Below are 15,396 nucleotides of genomic sequence, written 5' to 3' on the forward strand. Positions count from 1 at the left end.
GCTCAGCCCTGCTTAAGTGCTGCTGCCGCGTTGGCGGCGAAATAGTCCATCGCAGCCTGCACGCCGCTGCCGGCGAGCTGGACGCCGGCCAGCTTCAGCCCCATCTCGCAGCCGGCCAGCGTGGCCAGCAGGGTTAGGTCATTGCTGTCGCCCAGATGGCCGATTCGGAACATGCGGCCCTTGAGCTTGCCCAGTCCGGTACCCAGCGACATGTCGAAGCGCTCGTAGATCAGCCGGCGCACCGCGTCGGCATCGACGCTGGCCGGCATGATGACTCCGGTCAGCACCGGCGAGTAGACCGCAGGATCGGCGCACTGGATGGGCAGGCCCCAGGCCGTGACGGCGCAGCGTACGCCCGCGCCCCAGCGCTGGTGACGTGCAAACACCGCGTCCAGTCCTTCGGCGGCAATCATCTCCAGCGCTTCGTGCAGGCCGTAGAGCAGATTGGTATTGGGCGTCGAGGGCCAGTAGCCGTCCTTGTTCATGTCCAGCATCTCGTCCCAGGCCCAGTAGGCCTTTGGCAGCTGGGCGCTCTTGGCGGCCTGAAGCGCTCGCGCCGAGGGCACGTTGAAGCTGATGCCCGGCGGCAGCATCAGGCCCTTCTGCGAGCCGCTGACCGTCACGTCCACGCCCCACTCGTCATGCCGGTAGTCGGCGCTGGCCAGGCCCGAGATCGTGTCGACCAGTAGCAGGGCCGGGTGGCCGGCCGCGTCTATCGCGCGGCGCACCGCAGCGATGTCCGAGGTCACGCCGGTCGAAGTCTCGTTGTGGACCACGCAGACGGCCTTGATCCTTTTGTCCACGTCCTTCTTCAGCCGCGCCTCTATCAGCTCGGCCTGCACGCCGCGCCGCCAGCTCGGGGCTTGCGGCAGATGCTCGTCCTCGCCGGTCCAGGCCAGGATCTCGGGCTTGAGCCCCAGCCGCAGCGCCAGCTTGGCCCACAGCGCGGCGAAGTGGCCGGTCTCGTACATCAGGACCTCGTCGCCGGGGCTCAAGGTGTTGACCAGGGCCGCCTCCCAGGCGCCGGTGCCCGAGGCCGGATAGATCAGCACCGGCTGCTTTGTCTTGAAGATGGGCTTGATGTCGGCCAGCAGCTGCCGCCCCAGCGCGCCGAACTCGGGGCCGCGATGGTCGATGGTGGGCAGGCTCATCGCGCGCAGGATGCGGTCCGGCACCGGGCTGGGCCCGGGGATCTGCAGGAAATGGCGGCCGGTGGGGTGTTGGTCGAGTTGGAGCATGGGGTCTTTCCGAGTGCTTTGCCTTGGGCTAGTTTTGCATGCAAAGACAGGTGGCGCCCCTTGGAATACCCTTAATGATGCAGTTCTTGGTGCGGGAAATTTGCATGCAAAATGAGAGAAAGGAGTTCTGAGTCATGGCCGAGATCGTCGAGATGTCCCATTTGGCCCTGCACGAGCAGGTGTCCGCGCGCCTGCGCACCATGCTGGTCGAAGGACGCATCGCGCCGGGCGCCAAGCTCAACGAGCGCGAGCTCAGCGAGCAACTGCATGTCTCGCGCACTCCGCTGCGCGAGGCCATCAAGTTGCTGGCCGCCGAAGGCCTGGTGGACCTCTTGCCCAACCGCGGCGCGGTCGCGGTCAAACTGACCGAGGCCGATGTGATGCACAGCTTCGAGCTGCTGGCCGAGCTGGAGGGCATATCCGGTGCGCTGGCAGCCCAACGCATTGCCGAGACCGAGATTGCCGAGCTGCGCGCCCTGCATTTCGAGATGATGGCCTGTCATGCGCGGCGCGATCTGTCCGGCTACTACCGGCTCAATGCCCGTATCCACAGCGCCATCAACGAGGCGGCCGGCAACCCGGTGCTGGCCCAGACCTATCGAGCGATCAATGCCCGGGTGCAGTCGCTGCGCTTTCGCACCAACCAGGACGAGGCCAAATGGGCGCGCGCGCTGGCCGAGCACCAGCAGATGATCGAGGCGCTGGCTGCGCGAGATGGCGCCCGCCTGCGCGAGGTGCTGGTCCGGCATGTGCTGGCCAAGCGCGACGCGGTGCTGGCCTTGCTGCGGGACGGCGCGATCTATCCGGCCGAGGCCGCGCGATGAGCGGCGATGTGCTGCTGCTGGAGCAGCGCCTGCGTCGCGAGACCGAGGGCGAGGTGAGGTTCGATGCCGGCTCGCGCGGCCGCTATGCCACCGACGCTTCGATCTACCAGATCATGCCGCTGGGCGTGTTCGTGCCCAGGACCGAGCGCGACATCGCTACCGCGATCGCGATCGCCGCCGAGCTCAAGATTGCGGTGCTGCCGCGCGGCGGCGGCACCAGCCAATGCGGCCAGACCATCGGCGCGGCCCTGGTGATCGACAACAGCAAGCACTTTCGCCGCGTGCTGAGCGTCGATATCGAGAATCGCCGCGCCACTGTCGAGCCGGGCCTGGTGCTGGACCATCTCAATGCGCAGCTGAAAGCCCATGGGCTTTGGTATCCGGTCGATGTGTCGACCAGCGCCCAGGCCACGCTGGGCGGCATGGCCGGCAACAACTCCTGCGGCTCGCGCTCAATCGCCTACGGCAATATGGTGCACAACGTGGTCGGGGCCAGCGCCTGGCTGTCTGACGGCTCGCTCTTGGATTTCGGGCCGGTGTCAGGCCTTGCCGCTGGCCGCGCTGCCGGAATCGCCGACTTCGTGCGCGGTCTGGCGCTGAGCCATCGCGCTGAGCTGGCCGAGCACTGGCCCAAGGTGATGCGGCGCGTCGGTGGCTACAACCTTGACATTTTCGACTGCCAGAACGAGCGGCCTTACACGTCCGACGCCAGCGTCAATCTGGCCCACCTGCTGATTGGCTCGGAGGGCACACTGGCATACACCCGAAGCCTGACGCTGCAGCTGTCGGAGCTGCCGCGCGCCAAGGTGCTGGGTGTGGTCAATTTCGAGAGCTTTCATGCGGCGATGGATGCGGCCCAGCACATCGTCAAGCTGGGCCCCAGCGCGGTCGAACTGGTCGACCGCACGATGATAGAGCTGAGCCTGGCCAACCCGGCCTTCAAACCGACGATTGAGACCGCGTTGATCGGCCGTCCGGCAGCTATCTTGCTGGTCGAGTTCTCGGGCCCGGACAAGCCGCCCCTGCTCAGGCAGCTGGCCGAGCTGGTCGAGCTGATGGACGAGCTCGGCCTGCCTGGTACGGTGGTGGCTATGGCCGACGAGGCGCCGCAGAAAAACCTCTGGGAGGTACGCAAGGCCGGGCTCAACATCATGATGAGCCTGAAGGGCGACGGCAAGCCGGTGTCTTTCATCGAAGACTGCGCGGTGCCGCTGCAGCATCTGGCCGAGTACACCGATGCGCTGACCGAAGTATTCGCCAAGCACGGCAGCCGCGGCACCTGGTATGCCCATGCCTCGGTCGGCACCCTGCATGTGCGGCCCATCTTGGACATGCGCCGCGAAGGCGCACTGAAGATGCGGGCGATGGCCGAGGAGGCCTCGGCCCTGGTGCGCAAGTTCAAGGGGGCTTACAGCGGCGAGCATGGCGACGGCCTGTGCCGCGGCGAATGGATTGAATGGCAGTTCGGCCCCAAGCTCAATGAGGCGTTCCGTGCGATTAAGAACCATCTGGACCCGGCGGGCCTGTTCAACCCTGGCAAGATCATCGATCCGCCGAAGATGGACGAAGGCGCGCTGTTCCGCTTCCCGCCGGCCTCGACACCCAAGCCCTACCGCACGATCGCGCTGAAGCCGGCGCTGGACTGGTCGGCCTGGAATGTGCAGAACGATCCGATCACCGAGGCCACGACAGCGCCCGGCAGCGGCGGCGACAGCACCGGCGGCCTGGCCAAGGCGGTCGAGATGTGCAATAACAACGGCCACTGCCGCAAGTTCGACGCGGGCACCATGTGCCCCAGCTACCGCGTGACCCGCGACGAGCAACACCTGACCCGCGGCCGCGCCAACACGCTGCGGCTGGCGCTGTCAGGTCAGTTGGGGCAGGGGGCCTTTACCGGCGAGGCGATGGCCCAGACGATGGAGTTGTGCGTCGGCTGCAAAGGCTGCAAGCGCGACTGTCCCACCGGCGTCGACATGGCGCGCATGAAGATCGAGTTCCTGTCTCACTACAAGGCCAGGCACGGCCGGACGCTGAAGGACCGCCTGGTTGCCGCGCTGCCTGACTACGTGGCCTGGGGTGCGCGCGCGCCCTGGCTCTTCAATCTGCGCCTGCCCGGGTTGACCGAGAAATTGTTTGGCTTCTCGGCCAAGCGCAGCCTGCCACGCTGGCGCAGCGACACCTTTTGGCGAGGGCCGCAGGAGGAGCTGTTCTCCTCGCTTGAGGCCACGCTGGCTGCCGGGGCGAAGGCCGCGGTGCTCTTCGTCGACACCTTCAACGGCAGCTTCGAGAGCGAGAACGCGCTGGCTGCCGCCCGCGTGCTGAAGGCGGCTGGCTACACGCTGCACCAGGTTCGCAAGGACGGCGGCCACCATTGCTGCGGCCGCACCTATCTCGCGAGCGGTCAGGTCGATGAGGCCAAGGCGAGGGCGGGTGCGCTGATCAAGGCGCTGCTGCCGCTGGCCCAGGCCCGCATCGCGGTAGTGGGCCTGGAGCCCTCTTGCCTGCTGACCTTGCGCGACGAGGCCTTGGTGATGGGCCTGGGCGAACCGGCCCAGGTCGTCGGCGCTCAGGCCTTGATGTTCGAGGAGTTCATCGCCCGCGAGGCCAAGGCCGGCCGCTTTGATCTGACGTTCAAGCCCGCAAATGCGCCGATCCTGCTGCATGGCCATTGCCATCAGAAGGCCTTTGGCGCGGTCGCGCCCATCCTCGAAGTGCTGCGACTGATCCCCGGCGCGAGCCCCGAGCTGATCGAGAGCAGCTGCTGCGGCATGGCCGGCAGCTTCGGCTACGAGGCCGAGCATTACGAGGTGTCGATGCAGATGGCCGAGCTGAGCCTGCTTCCGGCCATCCGCGCTCGGCCCGAGGCCATCGTTGTGGCCGACGGCACCAGCTGCCGGCATCAGATCAAGGACGGCACGCAGCGCGAGGCCGTCCATGTGGCGCGGCTGCTGGAGCGGCTGATGTTGACCCCCGCATCTGCGGGGGGTGCCGGCCATGATTCAGGTGACAGCAAGGCCAATTCCGTCGCTTCGGGGCTCGCCGCGCCTTGACGCACGGCGGCATTGCTTTAGATTGTGGCAGCGCACCTCCGTCACTCGAGACAGGTCGTGCGGTCCGGATCCTGTTCTCGATAGTCAAGAAGGAAGAAACATGAAATTGCTGCTCTCCGCCGCCGCCTTGGGTCTCGCGCTGGGCGCCTCCTCGGCCTCGGCACTGGTCGTGCAAGACAACGGTGCCTACACGCTGAGCTACGACGAAACCACATCGCTGGGCTACCTCTCGTCTTCGTTCAGCAGCTCCGACAACACCTACGGATTCAGCTGGAATCTGAACACCGGCGTCCAGGCCATCAGCACCGGTGGGTCGACGGTCAATGCCTTCAGCCTTCCCGACTTCGTCCTGAGCGCGAACTCCGGCTATGTGCTGGGCGGCAATGTCAGTGCCTTCCTCGGCAATCTGGTGTTCAACCAATTCGGTGCTGGTGCCAGCACCGGCGCCACGGTCAGCGCCGTGATCTCAGTCGACGGCGGCCCGGCGATGGCTTTCGGCGGCCCGCTGGATCAGGTGACCGGCGCCGCCAGCGGCGATTTCACGACTGGGTACTTCTCGGTCGAGACCAGCCAGGCCTTCGGCAACTTCAGCAGCCTCACCGTCAGCGATGTGACGCTGACCTTGTCAGCCGAGGGCGGCAACTTCGCCAGCATTGTCGGCCAGCAGCAGAATAAGCTGGAGGTCAGCTTCCAGGCTACCGCCGTGCCTGAGCCCGAAACCTATGCAATGCTGCTGTCGGGCCTGGCTGCGCTGGCCTGGGTGGCGCGCCGCCGTCGCCGTTGCGACTGAAGCTTTGATCCTCAAGGGCGTGTGCGTCACGCCCGAGCAAGAGGCTCCGAGGAGCCTCTTTTCACTCATGGCTGCAGATCAAGCAGCAGGACCGAGCGGGCCGGCACGCGCAACGAATCCCCGAGCGCATGGCGCGCGCCGGTCAGCGGGTCGTGACCCCAGGTGTTGGAACCCAGCGCCTCGCCGAAGCGCCGCGTGTCCAGCCGGGTCTCGCTACCGTTCTTGTTCAACACCAGCATCACCGTTTGCGTGCCCAGCTGGCGAAACAGCACATAGCAACCCTGCTCGGGCGTGTAGTGAAGCAGCCGCCCGGCATGCACGGCTTGCGAGCCTTTGCGCCAATTCAGGAGCCGTCGCAGCCAGGCCTGCGCCTCACGCTGTTGCGTGCTGAGTCCCTGTCCGCTGAAGCCGTTGACGCTGTCGCCGGCCCAGCCGCCGGGGAAGTCGGCCCGCACCACGCCGTCGTCGCGCTGCCTGGGGCTTTGCATCAGCAGCTCGCTGCCGTAGAAGAACTGCGGGATGCGCCGCGTCACGGCCAGATAGGCCCACGCCATCTTGGTCAGCGCCAGCTCGCCGTTGAGCAAGGAGTGCAGGCGCGGCGTGTCGTGGTTGCCCTCGAACAGTACCAGCTTCGCCGGGTCCGGATAGACGAAGTCATGGGCCAGGGCCTCATAGAGCTTGATCAGCCCGCCGCCCTGATCTTCGGGCTCGCTGAGGCCGGCCAGCAGCGCGCCGTGCAGCGGGAAGTCCATCATGCTGGGCGTCTGCGAGACATAGCCGTCGTGGTTCTTCTTGCCGCGCTGCCAGTAGGACACGATGGCCGGGTGCGGGCTCCATTCCTCGCCGACGATAGTGAGCCGGGGGTATTCTCGCATCAGCCGGGCCGACCAGGCTGCCAGGAAGTCCTTGTCGGAATAGCTGTAGGTGTCGGTGCGGATGCCGCTGAGCCCAGCGTACTCGATCCACCACAAGCTCATCTGGGTCAGGTAGCTGGCCAGCAGCGGATGACGCTGGTTCAGGTCGGGCATCGTCGTGGTGAACCAGCCGTCGGTGAAGCGCTTGCGGTCGCTGGCGGCTGCATAGGGGTCGAGCAGACTGATGCGGGCGTGATGGGTTTCGGTATAGGCCGGCCATTGGTTGAGCCAGTCCGGGTCGGGCAGGTCGCGCATCCACCAGTGCGGGCCACCGATGTGGTTGAGCACGATGTCCTGGATCACACCCAGGCCCTTGGTACGGGCCTCGACGACCAGTGCGCGGTAGTCCGCGTTGCTGCCGAAGCGCGGGTCGACCTTGTAGAAGTCGGTCGCGGCATAGCCGTGGTAGCTGTAGGCGGCGCTGTTGTTCTCGCTCAGCGGGGTCGGCCAGAGCTGCGTGAAGCCCATGGCGGCGATGTAGTCCAGATGCTGACGCAGTCCCTTCAGGTCGCCGCCATGCCGTCCGCCCGGAGATGCCCGGTCAATGCGCTCGGCCATGCCGGCGCGTGCTGTGAGCTCGGAGTCGCCCTGGGCAAAGCGATCCGGCACCACCAGATAGATCGCGTCCTCGGGGCCAAAACCCTGGCGTTGAGCCGACCCGGGCTCGCGGGCCTGCAGGGCATAGCGCTGCGTCAGCACGGCCTTGCCCTGAGCGTTGTCGAAGTGCAGTTCGAGCTGGCCGGCCTGTGCGCGTTCGTCTAGTTGCAGGTCGAGGAACAGGTAGTTGGGGCTGGTGACCCGGCGCACCTTGCGCAGGCTGACGCCGGCATAGGGCTCAAGCCTGGGGTTCAGTTCGGCGATGCGCTCGCCATGCACCATCAGTTGCAGGCCGGGCTCGGCCATGCCGACCCACCAGGAGGGCGGTTCGATGCGGGCGATGGTATGAGCGTGTGCTGTGTTCATCAGGAAGCTGGCGCCGAGGGCGAGCGCGGCCAGAGTGCTTGCGAGGATGTTCATGGCTTGATGCGGTAGACAGCGACCGATCGGGCCGGGATGGGCGGCCCGCCCTGCGCATCGGTGCGCAGCCGCACCTGCCCGCGAGGATAAACGGCCTGCAGCCTGGCCCCGGCCGGCAGGTTCATGTGGGGCGTCGGCGCCGCCTGCGCACCGTAGTTGATCACGACCAGGGCCTGCTCGCGCCCCAGCCGGCGCCGAAAGCTCATGACCTGACCCTCGACCTGGGCCGCCTCGTAGCTGCCGCGGGCGATAGCGGGCAGGGTGTTGCGCAACCTCAGCATGGCTTTGTAGAAGTTCAGCAGGGAGTTGGGGTCTGCAGCCTGGGCGGCAGCGTTATGGCTGGCGGCATTCGGTGACGGTTGGCGATAGGGCTCAGCGCTGCTGAAGCCGCCGTCGGCGTGCCAGCTCATCGGGCCGCGCAAGGGTTCGTCGCCGGGCAGGCCGGGGATGCCAGCCATGCCGATCTCCTCACCGTAGTAGATGAAGGGGGTGCCGGGCATCAGCAGATAGCTGGCGGCGGCCAGCTTGTAAGCGGCCTCGTCGCCGGCCAGTTGGTCCCAGATGCGCGCGCCGGCAAAGATGTCATGGTTTGCCAGCATGGTCGCCATCGTCGGCGGCGCCGTCTTGAAGTAATCGGCCACGGCCTGGATGGCGGCCGGCTCGCCGCGCGCGGCCTTGATGATCTGCCGCTCCAGGCCGAAGGCAAAGGCACTGCCGCAGACCGCCGGGTCGGCATAGACCTGTGGATTCGCAGTTGCCTCGCAGACGACATGCCGTTGTCGGTAGCCCTTGATCAGCTCCTGAAAGGACTTGGTCAGGCGCCGGCTCTCGGGCTGGTCGTTCCACTCGATGGCATTGGTCTCGACCAGATGCGGCACGGCGTCGAGTCGGAAGCCGTCCAGGCCGCGATTGAGCCAGAAGCGCAGGCTGTTGATGTGATAGTCCCGCACGAGTGGGTTGTTCAGATTGAAGTCTGGCATCGTGGGGCCGAACGTGGCGAAATAGCTGCCGGTCGGCGTCGCGGTCCAGGGGTTCTGACCCCATATGTCCCAGCCGCCCGGGGTCTCCTGCTGCCAGACAAACCAGTCGCGGTAGGGGCTGGCCGGGCTTCGCAGGGCCTGCTGGAACAGTGGGTGAGCAGCTGCGCTGTGATTGATCACATAGTCGATGATGACGCCGATGCCGCGCCGGTGCGCTTGACGGATGAACTCATCGAAATCGGCCAGGCTGCCGTATTGCGGCTCCAGCGCGCGGAAATCGGTCGTTGCATAGCCGTGGTCGCGGTCGGCGCTGGCGGTGATAGGCATCAGCCAGATACCTTTGATGCCCAGCGCCTGCAGATAGTCCAGCCGCGCCGTCAGACCACGCAGATCTCCGATGCCGTCGCCATCGCTGTCCTGGTAGCCACGCACAAAGATCTCGATAAAGGCGCCGTGCTGCCAGCCTGGCGCCAGGCGGCTGCCGGGGTCGCGGGCTGGCACGGGGCCGAGATCCGTGGCCACGGCGGCCGCGCTGCCGCCCATCGCTACGGCCAGGAGGATGGTTCTGATCATTGTCTAGAATATGTAGCTAAATTACTTGTTTAGCGATTTGTATGGCGGCAGCATAGGAGAAAAGTTGATCTATTGGAAGCTATTGGTGAAAGTTGCTAGGATGTTATTAATGTAGTTTTGCTACTATTTTGAGAATGAGACATAAGGAGCAAGCCGTGGCCTCAGGCGGCATCAGGATGTGGGCCGTGGTGCTGGCTTGGCTGGCCGCAGCCTCGCAGGCGGTCGCCGCCGACGGCAGCGCTGAACTGCGAGCGGCCTGTGATGCGGCGGATATCCAGCAGATGCTCGTTGAGGCGCCGTCCATTGATGCGCGCGGCCATTGGCTGAATCGGCGTCTGCTGCTGTGGCCGGCGGTGACGGCCACCGGGCGCTTCAAGCTCTATCACTCGGCGGCAGGGCGGCTGGACGCAAGAGCCGGTCACCAGGTCAGCGGCTTCGATCGCGTGGTGCCGCTGGTACTGCGTGCGGCGGCCATGCCGCCGGCGCTGGCCGGACGATTCGGCTATCTCGGGTCGGGGCTGCTGCTCGCTCTGCCCGAGTCTGCGGTGGCGCGCCTGCCGGAGCTGCTGCGCGGGCAGATGCTGCTTGTTCAGGAGGACGGGCGGGGTCAGGTCTTGCAGGCGACCGGCCTGCAGGCCGCCGCTGCGCTGGACGATCTCTATGCCAAGGCTGCGGCCGCGCCGGATCTCGGGGTGAGCGTCGTCGCCGGCCGCCGCACCGGCTTCAAGCTGTGGGCGCCGACGGCCCGCGCGGTACATCTATGCCATTACGCCAGCGGTGCGGCGGCGGCGCTGCAGGCTCTGCCGATGCGGCGCGACGCCAGCACAGGCATCTGGTCGCTGCGCCTGCCCTCCGATCTGAGCCGCGGCTACTACAGCTATCTCGTCGAGACCCATGTGCGCGGCGTCGGCCGGCTGCGCAACCGGGTCACCGATCCCTACTCGCTCAGCCTGAGCGCCGACTCGCGCCGCAGCTATATCGCCGATCTGGCCGAGCCGGCTTTGAAGCCGGCCGGCTGGGACGCGCTGCAACTGCCGGATCGTGTCAAGCGCAATACCGAGATGGTGATCTACGAGTTGCACGTGCGCGACTTCTCGATCAACGACGCCTCGGTGCCCGAAGCTCAGCGCGGCAAGTACCTGGCCTTCACCGCGACCGACTCGCGCGGGATGCGGCATCTGCGCGCACTCAGCGAGGCCGGGCTGACGGACGTGCATCTGCTGCCGGTGTTCGACATCGCGACAGTTCCCGAGACCGGCTGCGCCTTGCCCGAGGTGCCGGCGGCCGCGCCGGACAGCGAAGTCCAGCAGGCGGCCGTGATGGCGCTAGCCGAGCGCGACTGCTTCAACTGGGGCTACGACCCTTTGCACTACAGCGCACCCGAAGGCAGCTATGCCAGCGATGCGATGGACGGTGCACGCCGCATCATCGAGTTGCGCCAGATGGTGCAGGCGCTGAGCGGGGCCGGCCTGCGGGTCGGAATGGACGTGGTCTACAACCATACGGCCGCCGCCGGCCAGCATGAGAAGTCGGTGCTGGACCGTATCGTGCCCGGCTACTACCAGCGCTATGACGCCCAGGGCCAGGTGGAGCGCTCGACCTGCTGCGACAACACCGCCACTGAGCAGTTGATGATGGGCAAGCTGATGGAGGACTCGGTGCTGCTGTGGGCTCGCGAGTACAAGGTGACTTCGTTTCGCTTTGATCTGATGGGGCATCAACCGCGCGCCGCGATGGAGCGTCTGCAAGCCCGGCTGCAGCGCGAGCTGGGCCGGCCGGTGCAGCTGATCGGCGAGGGCTGGAACTTCGGCGAGGTGGCCGATGGGCGGCGCTTTGTCCAGGCCTCGCAGCTGTCGCTGAACGGCAGCGGCATTGCTACTTTCAGCGACCGGGCGCGCGATGCGCTGCGTGGCGGTGGTGCGGCCGACGGCGGCGAGGACCTGATACGCCGTCAGGGCTGGCTCAACGGCCTGCACCATGAGCCCAATGCAATGGGCGGCGCGGCCACGCACGAGGACTTGCTGCGCGCCGCCGACCTGGTACGGGTCGGCCTAGCGGGCTCGCTTCGCGGCTATGAGCTGCAGACCTTCGGCGGCGAGCGCCGGCGCCTGGCGCAGATCGACTACGCCGGCCAGCCGGCCGGCTATGCCTCGGCGCCGGGCGAGGTGGTCAACTATGCCGACAACCATGACAACCAGACCCTGTTCGATATCAATGCGCTCAAACTGCCGCAGCAGACCTCCCGCGAGGACCGGGCTCGCGTGCAACTGTTGGGAATGGCCGTCACCGCCTTCAGCCAGGGCGTGCCTTACTTCCATGCCGGCATCGAGACCTTGCGTTCCAAGTCGCTGGACCGCAACAGCTACGACTCGGGCGATTGGTTCAACCGCCTGGACTGGTCGCTGCGCGACAACTACTTCGGCACCGGACTGCCGCCCAAGTCCGACAACGGCGCGAACTACGCGCTACTGCGCCCGGTGCTGAACAACCCGCTGATAAAGCCCGAGCCGGCCCAGATCCGCTGGACCCGCGATGCCTTCCTGGACCTGCTTCGCATCCGCGCCAGCTCCAGCCTGTTTCGCCTCGATTCGGCGGCTGCAGTGCAGCAACGACTGCAATTCCATAACACCGGGCCGCAGCAGAATCCGCTGCTGCTGGTCGGGGAACTGGACGGCCGGGGCCTGGCCGGCGCCGGCTTCGAGCGGCTGATCTATATCGTCAATGTCGCCGGTACCAGCCAGAGCCTGTATCTCGCGTCCGCCCGAGGGCTGGCGTATCGGCTGCACCCTGTGCATCGGGCGCCGCAGGCGGCCGACAAGAGGCCGGCCGAGCAGGCTGGCTTTGAGCCGCAAACTGGGCGCTTTACGGTGCCGGCACGCACCGCGTTGGTCTATGTGCTGAACTGAGCCGGCCAGCCCATGCTTTGCGCACTGGCGGGAGCGGGGTTTCGGTGCTAGCTTTGCAGAAGGGGACGCACGGCGGTCGCAACAGGCTGACCGGCGCCATAGTTCGCAGGAGACAGCGATATGAAAGCCCTGGCCTCTTTCTGGCTCGCTCTGAGCTTTGTCGCGCTGAGCGGTTGTGCCAGCGCGCCGCTCGCCCCGCAGCCGCAGCGCTTGTTTGACGATGCCCTGTTCGCGCCGGCGCCTGCGTCGCTGGGCAGCGAAAACCTGTTCAGACTCAGCCCCGAGATGCAGCGCTATCTGGACCATGAGGTCGCCCAGCAGGCGCGCCGCGAAGGCAGCCGCCAGGGCCTGATCGATGCGCTCTATAGCAAGAGCAAGCTGCAGCTGGAGTACGACGCCAGCCTGACCCGCAATGCTGCCGAGGCCTTTGAGGCGCGCCGTGGCAACTGCCTGTCCCTGGTGCTGATGACCTCGGCATTCGCCAAGGCGCTGGGTTTGCCGGTTCGCTATCAAAGCGTCTACGTCGAGGAGCTGTGGAGCCGCAGTGGCGATCTCTATTTTCTCAACGGTCATATCAATCTGAGCCTAGGCCGGCCCGTCTACGAGCGCGCCGCTCGGACCTTCGAGGCCGAGCTGTTGGTCATCGATTTCCTGCCAGCCGAACAGCTGCGCGGCCAGCGCAGCCGGGTGATAGACGAGAGCACGGTCATCGCGATGTATATGAACAACCGTGCGGCCGAACTGCTGCAGCAGGGCCTTACCGACGAAGCCTACTGGTGGGCGCGTACCGCGATGACCCAGGATCCGCGCTTCATCGCTGCCTACAACACGCTAGGCGTGATCTACCGCCGCCATGGCCACGCTGAGCGGGCCGAGCAAGTGTTTCGCACCGTCTTGGCCGAGGAGCCGGCCAATGCGCAGACCCTGTCCAATCTGATCCTGGTGCTCAAGGACAGGGGCCGCCGCGAGGAGGCCGAGTTGCTGAGCGCCAAGCTGCGCGAGATCCAGCCCAATCCGCCGTTCAAGTACTTCGACGAGGGCGTCGTGGCCATGCGGGCCGGCGACTTCAAGGCCGCGAAGAGGCTCTTCACCCGCGAAATCGAGCGCTCGGCCTATTTCCACGAGTTCCATTTCTGGCTGGCCCTGGCCAACTATGGTCTGGGCGAGCTCGGCGAGGCGCGCAAGCACCTGGCGCTGGCCCGCGACAACAGCGCCACGGTCAAGGACCGCCAGATGTATGCGGCCAAGCTGGAGAGCCTGCGCAATGTCCGCCTGGTGCAGTAGCTGAAGCAGCGGCTACAGCGGCTACAGCGGCGATAGGCCGTGGCGGGCGCGCGCCCGCGCACAGGCTTCGTCGCCGATGCCCATCGGTGCGCGCAGGCCGAACTCGCGGCAGGGGCCGGGCCGCCACTCGTAGATGCCGCAGCTGGCCTTGATGCCCACCGTGCCGACCAGGGCCGCGCAGCGCGGCCGGGCATGATCGGTGCCGCGCATGCGGCTGAGGCTGTGGTTGAGTTCCACCGCGAGTCCGTCGGGCACACAGCCGCCCTCGCTTTGCAGCTCCTCGCGGGCGAAATCGACCCGGAAGCTGGCGCAGCAGGCGCCGCAGGTGATGCAGGGGTTGGTCTGGGGAGTGGACATGGCGACAGTCTAGGCGGCCCGCACCACGGTGACGCTGCACTCCGACTCGGCCACCACCTGGGCCGAGACGCTGCCCAGATAACGGCGCAGCACCGAGTTGCCGCTGGCACCCATCACCAGGTGGTCGACGCGGGCCTTGGCAGCGAACTCGATGAGGGCCTGGGCGGTATCGGGCGCCTCCAGCACATGAAAGGTCAAGCGGCCGTCTTGCAGAGCCAGCGCGCGGCTAATCGGGCGCGCCCAGTGCTTCAGCGCGATCAGCTGTTTGACGTGCAGGCTCTGACCGGCCCTGTCGGTCAGCTCGTCCATGCCGATGCGGGCGGTTTTCATCACGCTGACACAGGCCAGGCGGGCACCGGGCTCGGCCTGCAGCAGCCGCCGTACTGTCTCCTGCATCTGGGTTAGCAGGGCCTGGGGAGCCGCCTGGGTGTCGATGGCCGCCATGATGATGGGGCTGCGCGCGAGCTGCTGGTCGACGCTGGCGGCGCGCGAGGGTTCGGCGCCCAATGCAAAGAACCAGCGCTTGAAGGTCTTGGCAATACTGTTGGTTTGCACCCGTTCGGCGCGCCGCGTCAGCGCGATGCCCTCGGGGCGCTGCAGGTCCAGTGCGAGCTGGGCTGCACTCTGGTAGCGGCGCTCTGCCTTGACCTCCAGGCAGTGCAGGATCAACTCCTGCAGCCAGGGCGGAATATCGGCGCGCAGCGCACGCGGGGGCACCGGGTCGATATAGAGGCGCCGACGCAGGCCTCGCACCGACGAGGGCTGGCCGAAGGGCCGCTCGCCGGTGGCCAGGTGGTAGAGCATCACGCCCAGCGCGAACAGATCGCTGCGCGGATCGTTGCGGACAAACTGCACCTGCTCCGGCGACATATAGGGGCCTGTGCCCATCGGAAGCTCGAACTCCTCTTCCAGCAGATCGGGCAACTGGCTGTGGCGTGACAGGCCGAAGTCCACCAGAACGGCCGCGCCGTCCGGGCGGAACATGATGTTGCTGGGCTTGATGTCCAGATGCACCACATGCTGGCGGTGCAAGGCATGCAGGGCAGTGGCCACCTTGATGCCGATGTCCACAACCTCGTCCAGCGGCAGCGGCGCATCATCGAGCCGTGGACGTAGCGAGGGGCCGTCAATGCGCTCCATCACGATATAGGCTTGGCGCGTCCAGTCGCCACGCGCCACATAGCGCGGTACATGTGGACCCTTCAATGCCGGCATCAGCATCTGCTCGACCTCGAAGCCGACGATGGTGGCCGGGTCCTCGCCGCCCTTGATGCGCGGCACCTTCATGATCAGCGGCAGGCCATCGCCCGGGCCGGGATCGACGCGGGTCACGGCCCAGAGGTTGGCCATGCCGCCTTGGTGCAGATGGGCGTCGAGCCGGAAGCCGTCAAGCACCAGACCCGGCACCAGCGGACCGGGCAGGGGCAGGTCTTGCGTGCTGTGGGAAGCGTCGTCGCTCATCG

Annotated in this window: 10 protein-coding genes; 5 read left to right on the forward strand and 5 right to left on the reverse strand. The window is 66.6% G+C overall.

Features of this window, described 5'->3' with window-relative positions:
• Positions 1–2: 2 nt before the first annotated feature.
• The gene (locus OOZ63_RS23020; RefSeq protein WP_266007973.1) at positions 3–1,238 is read right to left on the reverse strand and encodes a pyridoxal-phosphate-dependent aminotransferase family protein; all 1,236 of its coding nucleotides are present in this window, start codon (positions 1,236–1,238) and stop codon (positions 3–5) included.
• A gap of 134 nt (positions 1,239–1,372) precedes the next feature.
• Between OOZ63_RS23020 and OOZ63_RS23025 the strand changes: the two genes are divergently transcribed.
• The 3 genes from OOZ63_RS23025 (at position 1,373) to OOZ63_RS23035 (ending at position 5,902) form a co-directional block, all read left to right on the forward strand.
• Positions 1,373–2,062 (forward strand): GntR family transcriptional regulator, encoded by a 690-nt coding sequence (locus OOZ63_RS23025; RefSeq protein WP_266007974.1) that lies wholly within the window; start codon positions 1,373–1,375, stop codon positions 2,060–2,062.
• Positions 2,059–5,112 carry an FAD-binding and (Fe-S)-binding domain-containing protein gene (locus OOZ63_RS23030; protein WP_266007975.1) on the forward strand — a complete coding sequence of 1,018 codons (3,054 nt, stop codon included), beginning with the start codon at positions 2,059–2,061 and terminating at the stop codon, positions 5,110–5,112. The genes OOZ63_RS23025 and OOZ63_RS23030 overlap by 4 nt, the downstream gene beginning before the upstream one ends.
• A 100-nt stretch (positions 5,113–5,212) precedes the next feature.
• Positions 5,213–5,902, forward strand: coding sequence for a PEP-CTERM sorting domain-containing protein (locus OOZ63_RS23035; protein ID WP_266007976.1), 690 nt, complete (start codon positions 5,213–5,215; stop codon positions 5,900–5,902).
• 65 nt (positions 5,903–5,967) lie between these two features.
• On the opposite strand, the gene OOZ63_RS23040 is transcribed toward OOZ63_RS23035, so the two are convergent.
• Complete coding sequence (locus tag OOZ63_RS23040; RefSeq protein WP_266007977.1) at positions 5,968–7,833, reverse strand: glycoside hydrolase family 13 protein; 1,866 nt, start codon at positions 7,831–7,833, stop codon at positions 5,968–5,970.
• Positions 7,830–9,386: an alpha-amylase family glycosyl hydrolase gene (locus tag OOZ63_RS23045; RefSeq protein WP_266007978.1), complete on the reverse strand. Its 1,557-nt coding sequence runs from the start codon at positions 9,384–9,386 to the stop codon at positions 7,830–7,832. Before OOZ63_RS23045 ends, OOZ63_RS23040 begins: the two co-directional genes overlap by 4 nt.
• Positions 9,387–9,541: 155 nt before the next feature.
• Between OOZ63_RS23045 and OOZ63_RS23050 the strand changes: the two genes are divergently transcribed.
• Complete coding sequence (locus OOZ63_RS23050) at positions 9,542–12,292, forward strand: alpha-1,6-glucosidase domain-containing protein (protein ID WP_266007979.1); 2,751 nt, start codon at positions 9,542–9,544, stop codon at positions 12,290–12,292.
• A gap of 120 nt (positions 12,293–12,412) precedes the next feature.
• Positions 12,413–13,576 (forward strand): tetratricopeptide repeat protein, encoded by a 1,164-nt coding sequence (locus tag OOZ63_RS23055; protein WP_266007980.1) that lies wholly within the window; start codon positions 12,413–12,415, stop codon positions 13,574–13,576.
• 21 nt (positions 13,577–13,597) lie between these two features.
• Here OOZ63_RS23055 and OOZ63_RS23060 read toward each other — a convergent pair whose 3' ends face one another.
• Both OOZ63_RS23060 and OOZ63_RS23065 read right to left on the reverse strand, forming a co-directional pair.
• Positions 13,598–13,933 (reverse strand): YkgJ family cysteine cluster protein, encoded by a 336-nt coding sequence (locus tag OOZ63_RS23060; RefSeq protein ID WP_266007981.1) that lies wholly within the window; start codon positions 13,931–13,933, stop codon positions 13,598–13,600.
• 9 nt (positions 13,934–13,942) lie between these two features.
• Positions 13,943–15,394, reverse strand: a complete 1,452-nt coding sequence (locus tag OOZ63_RS23065; protein WP_266007982.1) for a serine/threonine protein kinase — start codon at positions 15,392–15,394, stop codon at positions 13,943–13,945.
• Between the last annotated feature and the right edge of the window lie 2 nt (positions 15,395–15,396).

The sequence above is a fragment of the Paucibacter sp. PLA-PC-4 genome, assembly GCF_026241155.1.
Taxonomy (GTDB): Bacteria; Pseudomonadota; Gammaproteobacteria; order Burkholderiales; family Burkholderiaceae_C; genus Roseateles_E.